The sequence below is a fragment of the Halovivax ruber XH-70 genome (assembly GCF_000328525.1).
Classification (GTDB): domain Archaea; phylum Halobacteriota; class Halobacteria; order Halobacteriales; family Natrialbaceae; genus Halovivax; species Halovivax ruber.
Window position 1 is genome coordinate 2,028,602 of record NC_019964.1, and the last position, 17,745, is coordinate 2,046,346.

Here is a 17,745-nt window from a genome sequence, read left to right on the forward strand (position 1 = left end):
CTGCTAACCGCCTAACACCGCTCGCCCCAGTCACGCCAATCCAGGTCGTCGTGGAGCGTCACCTCGATCTCCATGCTGCAATCGGGACAGTAGAATACCACCGAACGGCGACCGGGATCGAACACGCGCCACTCGTCGTGGCGCTCACAGCCGACGCGCATCCCGCGTTCGGGGTCGGCGAGCGGCTCGACGCGATACGGGCCGACGTGGGCGGTCGCATCGGGATCGTGGTCTCGGGACACTGTCACGGACACCCGGAGGCGCTGCACCGACCTAATTCCCCGGCCGGAATAGTCGGCCCGGTCCCGGATCCATCCACGGACGACCTGGGTGCGAGTCGGAGCGACACCCCTTTTTGGGGCGGAGCGACAGTGGACAGTATGGATCCGAAGCGGGAACTCTCGAGCGTCGACCTCGCCGCCGTCGTTGGCGAACTCTCCGACCTGGAGGGGGCGAAGGTCGACAAGGCCTACCTCTACGGCGACGACCTCGTGCGCCTCAAGATGCGGGACTTCGATCGCGGACGGGTCGAACTCTTCATCGAGGTTGGCGAGACGAAGCGCGTCCACACGGTCGCCCAGGAGCGCGTGCCGGACGCGCCGGGCCGACCGCCACACTTCGCAAAGATGCTCCGGAACCGGCTCTCGGGGGCCGACTTCGCCGGCGTCTCGCAGTACGAGTTCGATCGCATCCTCGAGTTCGTCTTCGAGCGAGAGGACGCCAACACGCGGGTCATCGTCGAACTGTTCGGCGAGGGCAACGTGGCCGTCACCGACGGCGAGTACGAAGTCGTGGACTCGCTCGAGACGATCCGACTGAAATCGCGAACCGTCGCCCCCGGCGCTCGCTACGAGTTCCCCGAGTCGCGGGTGAATCCGCTGACCGTCTCCCGCGAAGCCTTCGACCGGCAGATGGACGACTCCGATACGGACGTCGTCCGAACGCTCGCGACACAGCTCAACTTCGGCGGCCTCTACGCCGAAGAGCTCTGTACGCGCGCCGGTGTCGAAAAGACGATCGACATCGCCGACGCCGGCGAGTCCGAGTACGACCGGCTCTACGGTGCCATCGAACGGCTGGCGATCGACGTCAGGAACGGCGCCTTCGACCCGCGTCTCTATCTGGAACGCGATGACGAGGACGAAACCGAAGACGACAGCGGGGCCGACGACGAGGGTGGCGCAACAGCAGACACTGACGACGAAGACGAGACCGAGGCCCCCGGCACACCTGTCGACGTGACGCCGTTCCCGCTCGAAGAACACCAGCAGGCGGGTCTCGAACCCGAAGCGTTCGACTCCTTCACCGAGGCACTCGACGAGTACTTCTACCAACTTGAGCTCGCCGAGGAGGAGCCTGCAGATTCGGCCAGCCAGCGCCCGGACTTCGAAGCCGAGATCGCGAAACAACAGCGCATCATCGAACAACAAGAGGGTGCGATCGAGGAGTTCGAGCGCGAGGCCGAGGCCGAACGCGAGCGCGCCGAGTTGCTCTACGCGAACTACGGCTTCGTCGACGAGATTCTGACGACGGTCCGGGATGCCAGAACCGAGGGTACCCCCTGGGACGAGATCGAGGAGCGATTCGCCGCCGGTGCCGAGCAGGGGATCGACGCGGCCGAGGCGGTCGTGGACGTCGACGGCGCGAACGGCCGCGTGACGATCGAGTTGGACGACGAGCGGATCCCGCTCGACGCCGACGACGGCGTCGAGAAGAACGCCGACCGCCTCTACACCGAGGCGAAACGCATCGCCGAAAAGAAGGAAGGCGCTCAGCAGGCGATCGAGAACACCCGCGAAGAACTCGCCGACGTCCGCGAACGCAAGGCCGCCTGGGAGGCCGACGACGAGGGTGGCGACGATATCGGGGGCGACGACTCGGACGAGGACGAACCGGACATCGATTGGTTGGCTCGCTCCTCCATCCCGATCCGCGAGAACGAACCCTGGTTCGACCGCTTCCGGTGGGTCCAGACCAGCGACGGCTTCCTCGTCATCGGCGGCCGTAACGCCGACCAGAACGAAGAACTCGTGAGCAAGTATCTGGAGCCCGGCGATCGCGTCTTCCACACGCAGGCCCACGGCGGGCCGGTGACGGTCCTGAAGGCCACGGATCCGAGCGAGTCGTCGCGTCCCGACATGGAGTTCCCGGAGACGAGCATCGAACAGGCGGCCCAGTTCGCCGTCTCCTACGCCTCGGTCTGGAAGGACGGTCGCTACGCCGGCGACGTCTACTCCGTCGACGCCGATCAGGTGACCAAGACGCCAGAGAGCGGCGAATATCTGGAGAAGGGCGGCTTCGCGATTCGCGGCGACCGGACCTACCATCGGGATACACCGGTCGGCGTCGCGGTCGGCATCCAGTGTGAGCCCTGGACCCGCGTCATCGGTGGGCCCCCGGCCGCGATCGCAGACCGGGCGGTGACGACGATCGCCGTCGAACCGGGCCAATTCGCCCAGGGTGACGTGGCAAAGCGGATCTACCGCGAATTGCGCGAGCGCTTTTCGGACGAATCGTTCGTCCGCAAGATCGCCAGTCCGGACCAGCTCCAGCACTTCTTGCCGCCGGGCGGGAGTCGTATCGCAGAGGAGTGATACCGGTCCGGACGAACGACGTGTTCTCACATCGGTGGCCACTTAGCCCTCCCCGGCGAACGCCCGCGCATGCAGGTCAGAGACCGGGAGCGACTCGATGGCGGTCGGGAGCGACTGACCGTCGTCCCGGAGAACGTCGACGACCTCTGGCACCTCCAGTACGTTCTCGAACCCGGCGACCGCGTCGCCGGCGACACGACCCGGCGGATCCAGCGCAACGACGACAAGATGCGCGATACGGGCGGCGAACGCGAGCCAATGTGGGTCGCGCTGGCGGTCGAGGACATCGAGTTCCACCGCTTCGCGAACCGGCTCCGCGTCGGCGGCGAGATCGTCGCCTGCTCCCGCGAGGATCAACTGGGCTTTCAGCACACACTGAACGTCGAAGAGCGCGACGAGCTCTCGATCGAGAAGTACTGGAAACCCGATCAGGAACGGCGCCTCGAGGAGGCCGAGGAAGCGACCGAGAATCCCGACGTCGCCATCGCGACGGTCGAGGAGGGACGAGCCCACGTCCACAGCGTCGCCCAGTACGGCACCGAGGAACGCGCGACGATCACCGGTTCGACAGGGAAGAACGAAGACGCGCAGGATCGCACCGCGCTCTTTTCGGAGTTGACAGACATCCTCCGCCGGCTCGACGTGGACGCGATCATCCTCGCCGGGCCCGGCTTCACCAAGCAAGACGCCTACAAGTACGTCGAGAACGAGGCGCCCGAGGTCGCCGAACAGATCACGATGGTCGACACGGCGAGCGTGGGTGACCGTGGTGTTCACGAGGTACTCAAACGCGGCGCCGTCGCAGACGTCCAGCAGGAGACCCGGATCGAGACCGAGGCCGAGGCGATCGACGAACTGACTCGCCGGATCGCCGAGGGGGCGAAGGCCGCCTACGGACCCGACGAAGTCGAGAAAGCAGCCGAATTCGGCGCGATCGAGCGGCTCCTGGTTCTCGACGACCGCCTCCGGAAGGAACGCGGTCCCGACGGCGAGTGGGCCGTCGACATCGACGACCTCGTCCGGACGGCCGAGCAGAAAGGTGGCGAGGTGACCGTGTTCTCGAGCGAGTTCCCGCCGGGCCAACAACTCTCGAATCTCGGTGGAATTGCCGCACTGTTGCGGTATCGGGTCCAGTAACGTACCAGAGACCCGATCCATCGAAAGCAGTTTCACCCGACATTTCACCGACTATTTCCGGTCGATAGCCAGCAGTCGACCGAGTGTCCGTCGTCGGTAGACATCGGGACGGAACGACCCGAATCCAGTTTCCGATGGTTATTGCGTTCGCCATCGTAATGTGCCAAATAGAAGACACGGACAGTTGTCCTGATTTATCGAACGATATTTACCATCCGGTAGCGGGGCTGAAACGGTCGGAAACAGTGGTTCGGATCGGTCGGATGTCGTTGAATCCACCGTTACCGAGTGATAACAATTCACTCATTTCGGGCCGCGCACTTCCACGTCGGATTGCCGTGCTGTCAGCCGACCATAACAATGTGGGGATTCGTCCAGTATCGCTCCGGGTTTCGCATGACAGATTCATCTGATAAGGGGCCGGATAGCTTATGGGCAGGTCGGAGCACTCGATGGCTAACGGTACTGATAACGGTACTTGCAGTCATCGGGATGTCACTCGGGCCGGTGGCTGCGGCGCCGCTCTTCGTGAGTGAACCGACTCCCCAGGTATCGAATCCGACTGATCACGCGCCAGGGACCGGACAGACACAGCTGGACGAGCAGGCGGCAACCGGTATCCACGGTGACGTCCAGCTCGCCGACGCGCAGACGACGGTCCACGGTGAGGCGAGCAACGACACGCTGGGTGAGACGGTCGTCGGCATCGGTGACGTCACGGACGACGGAACCGATGACGTCGCCATCGGCGCACCCGGAGCGGCAGACGGTGCGGGCGCCGTCTATCACTTCTTCGGGCCGGTCGCCGAAGGCGACCTCGACGCGTCCGACTCCGATCTGACGCTCACTGGCGAGTCGTCCGGCGACTGGGCCGGCGCCGACGTCGCCGCCGCCGATCTCACCGGGGACGGGCTTCGGGACCTGATCGTCGGCGCACCGATGGCCGAAAACGGCTCCGGAGCGGTCTACGTCTTCTACGGCACCGATCTGCAAGCTGCCGTCGGAGAGGGGGCCAGCGAGCTCAGTCTCGCGGACGCGTCGGTCACGATGACCGGTGCCAGCGACGGAGATCAGTTCGGCATGGCCATCGCGGCGCACGGACACGAGCACGCGGATACCAACGAGTCGCTACTCGCCGTCGGCGCACCGGGTGCCGACGCCGAGGCGGGCGCCGTCTACACGTTCAGTGACGTCGGCGCGGACGGCTCCACTGCAACGGTGGACGCCGTCGTGACCGGGCCCGCCGAAGGGGATCACGCTGGCTGGTCACTCGCCGCGGTGGGCAACTACACCGAGGATGGAGGCGTGGCACTGGCCGTCGGTGCACCGAATCACGACGACACCGGTGCCGTCGGGATCCTCACGGACGTCAGTGAGGATCAGTCCCTCGGCGACGCCCAGGTGTTGCTCCTCGGAGAGGGCGACGGCGACAGAGCCGGCTGGGCGGTCGACGAGGCGGGCGACGTCGACAATGACGGACTGACCGACCTCGCCATCGGCGCACCGGAGAACGACGAGTCGGGCGATAACGCCGGTGCGGCCTACGTCGTTCTCGCAGGGTCACAGCACGAGGGAACGACGAGCCTGGCCGACGCGGACGCGATCGTTCGTGGCGAAGAAGCGGGGGACACCGCCGGCTACAGTGTCTCCGCCGCGGGCTCGGGTGACGTGACGTGTGACGAATACGACGACATGCTCGTCGGCGCACCAGGTCACGACGCCAGCGGGCAACAGGACGCGGGCGCGGCGTACATCGTCGCCGGCGGCGACACGCTGCAGGGCGATACCAGCCTCTCGACGGCGCAGGCAAAACTCCACGGCGAGAACGCGGGCGACCTGGCCGGCTTCGCCGTCGCCGACGCGATGGACGTGACCGACAACGGCGACGAAGACGTCCTCGTGGGCGCACCGGGCGCAGACGAGAAGGCCGGCGCGGCGTACCTCGTCGAGGGCGAGTGCGCGCCCGAGGAGGTCGAGGAGGAACCCGTTTCTGAACCGCCAGCCGATGAGGAAGAGCCTGTCGACGAGAACGTCTCCGAACCGGTGGAAGAGGAGGAACCGGCGGAGAACGAGACCGAAGCGGGCGTTCCCTCGACCGAAGAACCGACTGACGAGGAGAACGTTTCCGAACCGAAAGAGGAGGAACCGGTTGAGGAAGAAGAACCTGACGACAAGGAACCGAAAGAAGCGGAAGAGCCTGCCGAGGAGAACGTTACCGAGCCTGAAGAGGAACCGGTTGAGGAAGAAGAACCCGACGACAAGGAACCGAAAGAAGCGGAAGAGCCTGCCGAGGAGAACGTTACCGAGCCTGAAGAGGAACCGGTTGAGGAAGAACCTGATGACGAGAAGCCGGATGACGATGAAAAGCCTGACGATGAGCCGGAGGCAGACCTCGAATCACTCACACTGAACCTCGTGTGTGCGGAGGATGGCACCGTCACCGCGACGTTCACCAACCCGAACGACGAGGCCGTCACGGTGAGCGCTGAGCTCAACGGCAGTTCGTTCGACACTATCGAGGTCGGTGCTAGTGAGAAACTCACGCTGGACGGACTCCCCGACGGCGACTGGTCGTTCTCAGCCGAAACCGAAGGCGGCGAGACGGTCCAGATCAACGGCAAGAACGTCTTCAGCGCGTCGATCGACTGCGAGGAGCCCAAAGAACCGCCGGCTGACGACCTAGAGTCGCTCACGCTAGAACTCCAGTGCGACGACGACGGTAACGTCACCGCGACGTTCACCAACCCGAACGACGAGAACGTGACGGTGAGCGCTGAGTTCGAAGGCAGCACCTTCGCCACCCTCGAGGTCGGTGCCGACGACACGCTCACGGTCGAGGACCTTCCCGACGGAGCGTGGGCGTTCTCCGCGATGACGGAGCAGGGCGACCGCGTCCTGATCAACGGCGAGGAACGCTTCTCCGCGACGATCGATTGCGGTGAACCGCCCGTCGACGAACTCGAGTCACTTACGCTAACCCTCGAGTGTCAAGACGATGGGAACGTTACCGCGACGTTTACCAACCCCAACGACGAGAACGTCACGGTGAGCGCGGAACTCGACGGTAGTTCCTACACCTCGTTCCAAGTTGGCGCCGGCGACACGCTCACGCTCGACGGATTGCCAGACGGTGACTGGTCGTTCTCAGCAGAGACCGAAGACGGCACAGTCGTTCAGGTCAACGACGAGGACACCTACAGCGAGACAATCGACTGTGGAGAGGAACCACCGGCCGACGAGTTCGACCCAGTCGGCCAATTCCCCTCCTGTACGGAGTTCTACGTCACCGACTTCGACAACGCGACGTCGGTGACCCTGGAGTTCCAGGATGGGACGAACCAGACCTTCGACGTCACGCAGCAGATGCTCGAGGAAGGGCAGTGGACATTCCCGAACGAAGGAAGCGAGAACTTCGGGAAAACCATCGTGAGCGCCACGATAGAGCGGGATGGAGAGACGGTCACGTTCGATCAGACCAACGACTGTGAGGAACCGGTCGACGAATTCGAACCAACTGCCGAATTCCTCAACTGCGAGCAGTTCCGTGTCACCAGCTTCGACAATGCGACGGCAGTGACGCTGAGTTTCCAGGACGGGACGGACGCCACCTACGAGGTCACCGAACAGATGCTCGAGGAAGACGATTGGGTCTTCCCGATGGTGGGCGACGAGAACGAAGGCAAGACGATCGTCAGCGCGACGATCGAACGCAACGGCGAGTCGGTTAGCTTCGACCAAACGAACGACTGCGAGGAGCCCGTCGACGAATTCGAACCCGTCGGTGAGTACCTCTCCTGCACAGAATTCTACGTCACCGACTTCGACAACGCGACGTCGGTGACCCTGGAGTTCCAGGACGATACGAGCGAGACGTTCGATGTCACGCAGAACATGCTCGACGAAGGTCAGTGGACCTTCCTCGGAACGGGCGATAACGAGGGAAAAACCATCGTCAGTGCGACAATCGAACGCGATGGCGAGTCAGAAACGTTCGAGCAGACCAACAACTGTGAGGAACCTGATGAAGAATTCGAAATTCTGTTCATTGGGTGTGGGAACTATGAAGTTACAGGACCCGACGACCAGTTCCCGATGGATGTGACGCTCCTGATCTACCAGCAGGGTAGCAACGAGGTTACTGAGGTCCAGAGAACGATTGATGAAGGACCGGGAATGGGTAGTCCGGGCGGCCAGTTAGTCGGGATGGAAACGCCATTTGGGACGTTCACCAATCCAAACTTCGACTTCGACGAGGAGAATTGTGGCGACTCATCAGGACGAGTAGAAGGAGTACCCGGTGACCCACGCGATCAACTCGACGGAATGGGAGAAGCTGGATCCACGCAAGAGGATTCAAGAAACAATACCTCTGGCTCGGACGACGAATCAGCGAACGAAAACACAGAAGCAGACTCTGTACAGGATACCCCAGAACAGGAAACGACCGAGGGGAACAATTCCAGTAGCAACGCGAGTGGAAACGAGGCTGGTGAAGCAACGAGTAGCGAAGTGACGAACGACGGGGAAACCGACGGAGGAGAGAACGAAAGCGACGAGTAGAATCACGAAATCGGCTCGAGCCCGGAGGATTGGCAACCAGAATCCGAACGCCCGCTTTTTGAGAGCGATGAACGGATAGCGGTTCGTGAGAAGTGGGACGATCAGGCGGACAGCGCAGAATACCTCCCGCGAGTCACTCGATCGACACCATCGCCAGGTCCTCCGCAAACCGCACGTCGCCGTCGAAGTGTTCGGCGATCGAGCGGCGCATCTCCTCGTGGCGGCCCTCCGTGTGCGGATACAGATGTGTGAGGTAGAGTCGGCCGATCTCGACGCCCGAGAGAGCCTTCCCAAGTGATTCCGGCGTCGGATGGTTCGACACGTCGACATCGTCTGGGAACGAACAATCGTGAGCCAGGATCGCACAGCCGTCAGCGAAGTTCGCGAGACCTGCGAAGGCCTCACTGTCGCCGGCGAAGGTGAACCGGTCGTCGAAGCGGTAGGCCAGACAGGGCACCGAGTGACGCGTCTCGTAGGAGGTGACGTCGAAGCCGGCGACGGCGAACTCGTCGTCCGGGACCACTTCGCGGATCTGGAGCTCGAGGCGTCCGTCCAGGTACTCGAACACGGAGAGGAGGTCGTCCACCAGCGCCTTCGTTCCCTGCGGGCCGACGATCTCCAGGTGCTCCTCGCCCGCGAGCCAGCGGGCCTTCATCAACGGGAGGAGGTCGGCGACGTGATCCAGATGGTGATGGGTCAGGAGGACCGTCGAGACGGCCTCGTAGCCCACGCCCGACTGTTCCAGCCGCTGTAGCACGCCGGCTCCACAGTCGATCAGGACGGTCCGGTCGTCCTCCTGAACGAGGATCCCCGTCTGATACCGGTCGCCCGTGGGCATGGCGGCACCGGTTCCGAGGAAGGTCACCTGCATACGCGCATGTGGGTGTGGACCGAGGAAAAACGTTGCGACGGCGCGGGTTTCGATCGAGAAGAACTTGCATCAATCGGCAGACGTGAACGGCATCGATGGACGACATTCAGACACCGTCACTCGACACGCAGACCCACGTCGGGTTCTCTCCGTGATATCGAGGGACCCAGCGGCTCGAGCCGGGCGACACGACGAGCAGCGCAGCGACCGGCTATTTCACGTCGACGTTGTCTAGCCCGTCGGTCTCCGGTTCGAGTTCCTCGGTCGGGTTCTGTGCGACGGCTGTCCCCAGGGCGCCGATACCGCCGTTTTCGCCCCCGATCCAGCTAATGCTCCCGTCGGGTTCGAGGAAGCCGAATCGGCCACCATCGTCGTCGATCACGAGGACGCCGGCGAAGAAGCCGTCTTCTCCCTCGGCGATCGTCGCCTCGTAGCCCTGATCCGCCAGTTGGTCACGATACCGCTCGAGCCTCGTCTCGAGGTCGGCTCGATCACTCATCGTCAGCGTCTCGAAGTACGTTCCAAGGTTCCCTGTCATCGGTCTAGGTTTCGTCAGTCACGTCGGTTTCTGCCGACGGCCGGTCGTCGGCCGCCGCGTTCTCCGCCGATTCGAGTTCCGCGAGTAACGCGTCGGCTTCCTCGAGCCAGCGAGCGGTGCGATCCGGTGAAACGGACCGCGAGTCCGTGCTCACCGACTCTGCGATTTCGGCTGGGTCCGTCTCGACGAGTTGCTCTAACGTTTCGATGCCGTGTTCTCGCAGACGCCCACCGATCGTCGGCCCGATATCGTCGACGAACTCGATCGGCTGGCCACCCGAGAGGACGGTGATCATGCCGCGAGCCTGTTCGATCCAGTCGTTCGCACGGCCAGGAGAGACGGTCGCTCCCTCCGAACTGACGATGGTGGCGAGTTCTTCTGGCGTGTGGGCGACCAGATCGACGATCGTCTCGACACCCGCGTCCGCGAGGTCGTTCGAGAACTGGGTACCGATACCGTGGACAGCATCGACCGAGAGACCGCTAGCGTCACGAAACTCGTCACCAGCAGCCACGTCGTCGCCGGGTTTCCGGGGAACGGATCGGCCCGGCCGGGTCCCGGCTCCGAGAATGTCCTCGTAGTCGAGTTCGTCGAAGTCGTCGATGTCGACGAGGTCGAAGAGATCGACGGTGAACGTGAGCCCGGATTCATCACCGTCGCGGGAGTCAGTGATGTAGATCTCCATGCCACGCTCGGTCTCCTCGGCGTCGAGCCCGACGTCGAGAGTTACGTCGGCGTTCGCTGCGTGGTAGACGGGAACGGCCCCGTCATTCGGGATTGCGCCATTCTCTACGAGTTTCAGGTAGCGTTCACGGCCGTGTTGTAACGCCTGTAGTTCCGCTTCGGAGAACGAATCGTACAGCGCCGTCAGAAACGTTTTGAGTTCGGTCATTCGACCGAGTCCTCCCCGCCTCGAACGTCGTCGAGGCGGCGTTCGATAGCTTGTCGAGCGGTCTTTCGGTCGTGGTTCTCGCGTTCGGCCGTCAACATCGCCCGGAGCGTCGCCCCGTCGTCGATGTCGTCGATCGCCGATTGCAGTTCGGAGACGGTGAACGCCGATGGATCCGGGACCGACAGATCGGCTCGCCGTCCGTCGTCGGTACCCGGTGCGATAGCGGGGCCGCCCCCGTCGGGGTGCCCCTCTGTAGCGGACAGCGCCGCCGTTCGCTCCTCGTCGACCCGATCGGACGTCGCGGTCTGGGTCACCCGGTCGAGGACGTCCATTCCCGCCGACTGATTCTGCAGTTCGGCGACCATCCTGACGTTCAGATCGTACGTCGAGCGGGTCTTTCGATCCATCGTCGTCTCTCGATCCGACGGCGTGACGCGCAGTCGCGGCGGTCGATAGGGGACCATCGCAGGACTGGCTGCCGCTGGCTCGTTCTCTACCGTCTCGACCTCGGTGATCTTCGCGGAGAACTCCTCTTCGATCTGGTGGATCACCAGGTTCGGCAACGAGAGAAAGAGCAAGAGCGGAATCTCGATCTCTCTGGCCACTCGGCGCGTGCCGCCCGCCGGATCGGATTCGATGGTCGTGTACCCGAACGTCACGGTGACCAGTTGACCGTCCTCGTCGTAGCCATACTCGCGGAGTAGTGCGACAGATTCTGTCTGCGCCTCGACGCTCGCGTCGATGGCCGCGATCAGCGGCCCCGAGAACAGCGACGAGAGGGGCAGGTTCTGCAACTCGTCAGTCACCGATGATCACATCCGAGGCCCATTATGTACCGTCGTTGGAGACATCGTCTTCGGACGTTTCAGTGATCGTCTGCTCGAGAACGTCGAGCAGTCGGGTAACCCCCTGTGGAGATTCGATCGAGCCGGCCTCGATGTGGACCGACTGATCGTAACTGCGCTCGATCTTCTGCTGTCGCTTGTCTGTCTTCTGGTAACTGGCCCCGACGTTGAAGCCGATGATCCCGCCGACGAGGCCGCCGACACTGCCACCACCGCCACCTTCCTCCTCGACCTGTCGCATGTGCGTCGAGTTGAGCGAGACGTTGAAGTCGACGGTCACGTTGTCGACCTCGAAGTACGGTACGTGGAGCAACAACAGGAGCGGAATCTTCATCTCGAACTCCTGGGTCTCGACGGTTCCCTGCTCGTTCGTCGCCTGTTTCTTGTAATGGAAGTTGACGTACACCGGCTCGCGCTGCGCGTTGAACGAGCCGAAACTATCGGTCTCCGTGAAACCGACATCCTGAATGAACGCCGCCGCCGTCTCGGACGCTTCGGCGTTCGCCTCGACGGCAGCGTTGAGCGGCGCGCCGAGGATCTTGCTATACGGAATGTTACCGAGTTCGTTCGGGAAGTCTGGATCTGACATTGCGTCCCAGCGAAAATAGGAACGAGATGACGATAAATACTTGCATCCGATTATTATTTTTAATAAGTTAGAAACCGAAGGAGTTTCAAGATTGTTTCGAAGACCCCACGGGCGACCGACCATACAAAATGCGGGAATAGTGGCCAGAGGTTTTAGTTAGTAGATTGGCACCAGCGGCAGATTCGCATCGACCCACGGAACACCAAGCCCGCACATATTCACTTTCACTCCGGCGACCCAACCCTCTTTGGTGCTCGCGTCCCAGGATACCTCGATGGAATCCGCCGAGTCGGTCGACCTCCACGAGCGCCTGTCGCTCGACACCGACGCGGACATCGCCGACCGCGACGTCCTGGACCTGTTCGAACCCGCGGTCCAGGAGTGGTGGATCCGCGAGTTCGGCGAGTACGTTCCCGAGAACGAGGGCTTCTTTACGCCACCCCAGCGCGGCGCGATTCCGAAGATACACGACGGAACCAACACGCTCGTGTGCGCGCCGACGGGGTCTGGGAAGACATTAGCCAGTTTCAGTGCGATCATCAACGAACTCTTTCGCCGCGATCGCGAGCAGGATGACGGACTGGCAAATTCGGTCTACTGTCTGTACGTCTCACCGCTGAAGTCGCTTGCCAACGACATCCACCGCAATCTCACCCGGCCGCTCTCCGGAATCGAGTCGATCATCGAAGAACGTGGCGACGACGTTGGCGAGATTCGCCACGCGATCCGCCACGGCGACACGCCCTCGAGCGAGCGCCAGAAAATGCTGGACGAGACGCCGCACGTCCTCAACACGACGCCCGAGACGCTCGCCATCCTGCTCAACTCGCCGAAGTTCCGCGAGAAGCTCCGGACCGTCGAGTACGTCGTCGTCGACGAGATCCACTCGTTGGCGGAGGGCAAACGCGGGACGCACCTCTCGGTGAGTCTCGAACGCCTCGAGGCGATGGCCGAGGGCGACATCACGCGAATCGGCTGTTCGGCGACGATCGACCCGCTCGAAGACGTCGCCGAGTTTCTCGTCGGCCGAGAGTATCCTGCAGAACCCGACGAATCGTCTCAGGCGACGTCGAAGGGGGCCAGTGATGACCCCGATACCGACGGCGAATCCTGTGACACAGCCGACGCGCCCCTGGAACCCGCCGGCCAGCCCCGGGAGTACGAAATCGTCGACGCCAGGTTCGCCCGCGACTTCGACCTCGAACTCGAGTGTCCGACGGACGACCTGATCAACACGCGCCGCGACATCGTCCAGGACCAGTTCTACCGGCGGTTACACGACCTGATCCAGGACTACACCAACACGCTCGTGTTCACGAACACCCGGTCGGGCGCAGAGCGGGTGCTCCACGAGTTGCGCGAGCGGTTTTCGGGCGACGGCGAACCCGGCGCTGGCACCAACATGGATGCGACGACCGAAGCGGCCGCAGCGCCCGACACACCCGGGATCGGCTACGACGAGTCGAACTCCGCCTGTCACCACGGCAGCCTCTCGAAGGAGGTCCGACAGGACGTCGAGGAGAAGCTGAAGTCGGGCGAGTTAGACGTCGTCACCTCCTCGACCTCCCTCGAACTCGGGATCGACATGCCCCACGTCGACCTCGTCGTGCAGGTCGGCTCCCCGAAGAGCGTCGCCGCGCTGCTCCAGCGCGTCGGGCGAGCCGGCCACCGCGTGGGCCAGACCGTCACCGGCCGCGTGATCGCGCTCGACCGCGACGAGCTCGTCGAGTGCGCGGTCATGCTCGCGAGGGCCGAGGAGGGGTTCGTCGACTCCGTTTCGATCCCGGCAAACGCCCACGACGTGGCCGCCCAGCACGTCTACGGGATGGCAATCGCCGAGGTTCGACCCGAACACGAGGTGAAAGCCATTCTCCGTCGGGCCTACCCGTTCCGCGAGTACGACGACGAGCGCTACGAACGCCTGATTCGGTACTTCACCGCCGACTACGCCGGCCTCGAGGATCGCAACGTCTACGCCAAGATCTGGCGCGACGAGAACGATCCGCCCGACGGTAAACACCACTACGAGGATCACCCAGTCGGCGAGACGTTGATCGGCAAACGCGGTCGCCTGGCACGAGTGATCTACATGACGAACATCGGGACGATCCCCGACTCGTTTACCTGCAGCGTCCACACCCGCGCGAGCGACGAGTGGGTCGGCCAGCTCGACGAGGACTACCTCGACACCTTGGAGAAAGGCGACGTCTTCGTCCTCGGTGGCAACCACTTCGAGTACCGCTATCGCCGCGGCTCCAAGGTGTACGTCGACCACACGCACGCGAGACCGACGGTGCCTTCCTGGTACTCCGAACGGCTCCCGCTCTCGACGGACCTCGGTCGTGAAATCATCGACTTCCAGCGGGAACTCCTGTCGCACTACGAGGCTGGCGGCGGCGCCCGGGTCCGGGCCTGGCTCAGGGAGTTTCCGCTCGACGACAACAGCGTCCGGGCGCTCGCGCGCCTGTACGACCACCAGTGTCAGTACGGCGGCGTCGAGAGCGTCTCGACCGACAGCCGACTCGCGATCGAGGTCGAACGCAATCGCGAGGAGTACGAACGCCACTACTACGTCCACTCCAATTACGGCCGGCAGGTCAACGACGGTCTCTCGCGATTACTCGCCTACCACTGCGCCCAGGAGGCGACCGCCAACGTTCGGGTCGCGGTCGCGGACAACGGCTTCGTCCTGTCGATGCCGTTGAACCGCAAGGTCGACGTCCCCGGAATCCTCGCCGACCTCGATCCAGACGCCGTCCGCGAGGATCTGCGGGCCGCCCTCTCCGGAACCGACCTCCTCCAGCGATACTTCCGGATCAACGCCACGCGCTCGCTGATGATCCTCAAACGCTACAAGGGCTACGAGAAGTCCGCCAGCGAACAACAGGTCTCGAGCGAGATGCTGCTCGGCTTCGCGGAGGGTCTCGAAGACTTCGCCGTCGTCGAGGAGACCTACCGCGAAATTCTAGAGGACAAACTCGCGGTCGACGAGATCGAATCCATCGTCGGCGCCATCGAGACCGGCGACCTGACCGTCGAACGGGCGCTGTTCGACTCGCCGACGCCCCGGGCGTTCGGCCTCGCGACGCTCTCGGCCAGCGACGTCGTCCTCGCCGAAGATGAGAGCGCGGCGCTCCAGTCGTTCCACGACCGCGTGCTCGCCGAGATCGACGACTCGTCACCGACCGGCGTCGTGACGGACGATTGAGGCGCAGGGAGCCCAAGAGGTATGGTGATACCCCCGTCGGATCCACAGTCCAGTGACGGCGTCCGTGGGTGCACGTTGCCGGCGCCAACAGGACTTTGCACGTACTTCACCCACGATCGCTATGAGCGACTCCAGCGAGACGAGTGTCGAAATCCCGTACGATGGCAGCGACGACACGTTCGAGACGGTTAGCGAGAACCGGGTTCGGCTCGCAGAGACGGATCTCGGCGGCGTCGTCTTCTACGGCGAGTACGTCACCTACCAGGACGCGGCCGTCGCGGCCTACCGCCGGCAACTCGGCTACGGCGGCGAGTACGTCCGCGAGCCAGACCTGACGACGCGCGTCGTCGCGACCGAACTCGAGTACTATGCCTCGGCACGGTTCGAAGACGTCCTGGAGAACGAAGTGCGCGTCAGTCGAATCGGGCGAACGAGCGTGACCTACGACCACCGCATCCGTCGAAAAGCGGACGGCGAACTGCTTGCCGAGGGGACGGTCACGCAGGTCGTCGTCGATGCAGAGACCGCCGAGTCCGCACCGGTCCCGGCGGAGATGCGCCAGGCCATCGTCGACCGGCAGTCGTCCTGATGGCAGTCGGCTGACCGGCCATAGAGTGGCTCGTTTCAGCGACTCGTTATCGACCATGCCTGTGCCGCGAGCGACAGCTACAAGCCTCGAGTCGTCCCAGTCTCGTCCATGCCCGGGAAGGTAGGTCCCGACGAGCTGGCCGAACACGTCTTCGAGCGCTCCGGTGCCCACGACGATCGCGTCAGACAGGGCCCGGGGTTCGGCGAAGACGCCGCGGCGATCGACGTGCCCGCGGGGACGCTCGTCGTGAGTTCCGATCCGATCTCGCTCGCCGCCAGTCAGGCCGGCCGCCTCGGCGTCGCCGTCGCCACCAACGACGTGGCCGCCTCCGGCGCCGACCCGGCGTGGCTCACGGCCGTCTGTCTCCTCCCGACCGACGCCCCGGAGACGCTCGCGACCGTCACCGGTGACTTGGACGACGCAGCTCGCGAACTCGGCGTGTCGATCGTCGGCGGCCACACCGAGTACGTCGACGCGCTCACCAGACCCACGCTCTCGTTGACGGCAATGGGCTTTGCCGACCCGTTCGTGCCGACCGGCGGCGCGACGGTGGGCGACCGCGTCGTCATCGCTGGCCCCGCCGGCCTCGAAGGAACGGCGATCCTGGCGAGCGACTTCGCCGACTCGCTGGCCGTCCCCGCAGCGACCATCGAGGCGGCGACGGCGTTCTTCGAGGAGATATCGGTCGTGCCTGCCGCTCGCCTCCTCAGGGATCGGGCGACAGCCATGCACGATCCCACCGAGGGCGGCGTCCTCGCCGGACTCGTCGAACTCGCCGGTGCCTCGGGCGTCGAACTCACGATCGAGCGCGAGGCGATTCCCGTTCGGGCGGAGACCGAGACCCTCTGTGCAGCAGCCGACGTCGACCCGCTCCGCATCTTCGGTTCAGGAGCACTTCTCGCGACCGTCCCCGACGAGTACGCCGACGATGCAGTCGCCGCGCTCGAGGAGGCGGGGATCCAGGCGGCGAGTATCGGATCCGTGACTGCCGACGATCCTTCGGGACGCCTCACGCTCGACGACGAGGAGATCACTGGACCGATCGCCGACGATCTCTATCCGCTGTGGGCCGAGGCGGACGAGCGGACCGAGTCCTGATTCGAGTCGCCGAAACACCTACGGATCGAGCGCCGACTCACCGTTCGATACGGAACGAACGTTCTTGGGTCGCACCCTCTTCCGAACAATCGAACGACGGCGTTCGCCTCGAAGATCGGATCCGTGCCGGTATCGGCCCTGATACGCGCGTGGCGATTCCGGCTGGACTGCCGGTCCCGGGCGAGCGCACGAACGAGGGACACACTCAGATGATATCGAGCGGCGATTTCGACCCGCAAACTGCCGACGAGCGAGCGATCTCGCCGGCGATCGGGTTCGCCCTGGCACTGATCGTCACGGTCGTCCTCGCCGTCGGCGTGGGCGTCCTCGTCGGGACGATTACGGAGGATCCGGAACCCGACGCCGACTTCGAGTGGCGTGAGTCCGGACAGGGAATGGACCGACAGGTCACGCTCGAACACACCGGGGGAGACACGATCGACGGGAGCGAACTGACACTCGAGGCGGCCGGGATCCGCGGCTTCGACGGCAATACGTCGCTGGCAGACTGGGGAACGGTCAGAAACGGCAGTACGCTCACCGTCGGCTTCGTCGCCGACGCCGACGTGGCCGCCAGACAGCCGTACCGATCCGACGTCCAGCTCGAAGGTCGCTCGATCGACGGAACCGACGAAGAAACCGGCGTCGACGTGCTGGCGATCGCGGTCGAAGGAACCCCGCTGGAACAGGGGACGGTCCTGGCCAGTTCGATGCGTGATGGGGAAGTCGTCGACGTCACCGCGACCGATCTTCGGTCGCTGGAACTCGTCTGGGACGGGTCGTGGGGAGAGACGACACTCGACGAACACCTCGTCGAATAAGAG

Annotated in this window: 13 protein-coding genes; 7 read left to right on the forward strand and 6 right to left on the reverse strand. The window is 63.9% G+C overall.

Going from position 1 to position 17,745, the window contains the following annotated elements; genetic code table 11:
• Positions 1–11 precede the first annotated feature (11 nt).
• The gene (locus HALRU_RS09690; RefSeq protein WP_148680494.1) at positions 12–248 is read right to left on the reverse strand and encodes a hypothetical protein; all 237 of its coding nucleotides are present in this window, start codon (positions 246–248) and stop codon (positions 12–14) included.
• 132 nt (positions 249–380) lie between these two features.
• Between HALRU_RS09690 and rqcH the strand changes: the two genes are divergently transcribed.
• From rqcH to HALRU_RS09705, 3 genes are all read left to right on the forward strand, one after another.
• On the forward strand, positions 381–2,594 hold the full coding sequence (gene rqcH, locus HALRU_RS09695) for a ribosome rescue protein RqcH (RefSeq protein ID WP_148680495.1): 2,214 nt from the start codon (positions 381–383) through the stop codon (positions 2,592–2,594).
• Positions 2,595–2,663: 69 nt separating this feature from the next.
• The gene (locus HALRU_RS09700) at positions 2,664–3,731 is read left to right on the forward strand and encodes an mRNA surveillance protein pelota (protein WP_015301206.1); all 1,068 of its coding nucleotides are present in this window, start codon (positions 2,664–2,666) and stop codon (positions 3,729–3,731) included.
• Between the two features lie 492 nt (positions 3,732–4,223).
• Entirely contained in the window at positions 4,224–8,291 is a 4,068-nt protein-coding gene (locus HALRU_RS09705) for an integrin alpha (protein WP_015301207.1), read from the forward strand.
• Positions 8,292–8,424: 133 nt separating this feature from the next.
• Here the strand turns inward: HALRU_RS09705 and HALRU_RS09710 are convergent, their stop codons facing one another.
• The 5 genes from HALRU_RS09710 to HALRU_RS09730 all read right to left on the reverse strand — a co-directional run bounded on the left by HALRU_RS09710 (position 8,425) and on the right by HALRU_RS09730 (position 12,026).
• Positions 8,425–9,162 carry an MBL fold metallo-hydrolase gene (locus tag HALRU_RS09710; RefSeq protein WP_015301208.1) on the reverse strand — a complete coding sequence of 246 codons (738 nt, stop codon included), beginning with the start codon at positions 9,160–9,162 and terminating at the stop codon, positions 8,425–8,427.
• Between the two features lie 211 nt (positions 9,163–9,373).
• The gene (locus HALRU_RS09715) at positions 9,374–9,700 is read right to left on the reverse strand and encodes a hypothetical protein (protein ID WP_015301209.1); all 327 of its coding nucleotides are present in this window, start codon (positions 9,698–9,700) and stop codon (positions 9,374–9,376) included.
• Positions 9,701–9,704: 4 nt separating this feature from the next.
• A complete protein-coding gene (locus tag HALRU_RS09720) occupies positions 9,705–10,592 on the reverse strand; it encodes a helix-hairpin-helix domain-containing protein (protein ID WP_015301210.1) in 888 nt (295 codons plus the stop codon).
• The gene (locus HALRU_RS09725; RefSeq protein ID WP_015301211.1) at positions 10,589–11,398 is read right to left on the reverse strand and encodes a DUF2589 domain-containing protein; all 810 of its coding nucleotides are present in this window, start codon (positions 11,396–11,398) and stop codon (positions 10,589–10,591) included. Before HALRU_RS09725 ends, HALRU_RS09720 begins: the two co-directional genes overlap by 4 nt.
• Positions 11,399–11,420: 22 nt before the next feature.
• The gene (locus HALRU_RS09730; protein WP_015301212.1) at positions 11,421–12,026 is read right to left on the reverse strand and encodes a DUF2589 domain-containing protein; all 606 of its coding nucleotides are present in this window, start codon (positions 12,024–12,026) and stop codon (positions 11,421–11,423) included.
• A 274-nt stretch (positions 12,027–12,300) separates the two neighbouring features.
• On the opposite strand from HALRU_RS09730, the gene HALRU_RS09735 reads away from it, so the two are divergent.
• From HALRU_RS09735 to HALRU_RS09750, 4 genes are all read left to right on the forward strand, one after another.
• Complete coding sequence (locus tag HALRU_RS09735) at positions 12,301–15,234, forward strand: ATP-dependent helicase (protein WP_015301213.1); 2,934 nt, start codon at positions 12,301–12,303, stop codon at positions 15,232–15,234.
• A 121-nt stretch (positions 15,235–15,355) separates the two neighbouring features.
• On the forward strand, positions 15,356–15,823 hold the full coding sequence (locus HALRU_RS09740) for an acyl-CoA thioesterase (RefSeq protein WP_015301214.1): 468 nt from the start codon (positions 15,356–15,358) through the stop codon (positions 15,821–15,823).
• Positions 15,824–15,931: 108 nt separating this feature from the next.
• Complete coding sequence (locus HALRU_RS09745; protein ID WP_015301215.1) at positions 15,932–16,921, forward strand: AIR synthase family protein; 990 nt, start codon at positions 15,932–15,934, stop codon at positions 16,919–16,921.
• 209 nt (positions 16,922–17,130) lie between these two features.
• Positions 17,131–17,742, forward strand: coding sequence for a type IV pilin (locus HALRU_RS09750; RefSeq protein WP_245547738.1), 612 nt, complete (start codon positions 17,131–17,133; stop codon positions 17,740–17,742).
• Positions 17,743–17,745 lie beyond the last annotated feature (3 nt).

Excerpts from the sequence above, each read along its gene's own strand:
- rqcH (WP_148680495.1), top strand. The coding sequence starts at position 381 with ATGGATCCGAAGCGGGAACTCTCGAGCGTCGACCTCGCCGCCGTCGTT.
- HALRU_RS09700 (WP_015301206.1), top strand. The coding sequence starts at position 2,664 with ATGCAGGTCAGAGACCGGGAGCGACTCGATGGCGGTCGGGAGCGACTG.
- HALRU_RS09705 (WP_015301207.1), top strand. The coding sequence starts at position 4,224 with ATGTCACTCGGGCCGGTGGCTGCGGCGCCGCTCTTCGTGAGTGAACCG.
- HALRU_RS09710 (WP_015301208.1), bottom strand. The coding sequence starts at position 9,162 with ATGCAGGTGACCTTCCTCGGAACCGGTGCCGCCATGCCCACGGGCGAC.
- HALRU_RS09715 (WP_015301209.1), bottom strand. The coding sequence starts at position 9,700 with ATGACAGGGAACCTTGGAACGTACTTCGAGACGCTGACGATGAGTGAT.
- HALRU_RS09720 (WP_015301210.1), bottom strand. The coding sequence starts at position 10,592 with ATGACCGAACTCAAAACGTTTCTGACGGCGCTGTACGATTCGTTCTCC.
- HALRU_RS09730 (WP_015301212.1), bottom strand. The coding sequence starts at position 12,026 with ATGTCAGATCCAGACTTCCCGAACGAACTCGGTAACATTCCGTATAGC.
- HALRU_RS09735 (WP_015301213.1), top strand. The coding sequence starts at position 12,301 with ATGGAATCCGCCGAGTCGGTCGACCTCCACGAGCGCCTGTCGCTCGAC.
- HALRU_RS09740 (WP_015301214.1), top strand. The coding sequence starts at position 15,356 with ATGAGCGACTCCAGCGAGACGAGTGTCGAAATCCCGTACGATGGCAGC.
- HALRU_RS09745 (WP_015301215.1), top strand. The coding sequence starts at position 15,932 with ATGCCCGGGAAGGTAGGTCCCGACGAGCTGGCCGAACACGTCTTCGAG.
- HALRU_RS09750 (WP_245547738.1), top strand. The coding sequence starts at position 17,131 with ATGATATCGAGCGGCGATTTCGACCCGCAAACTGCCGACGAGCGAGCG.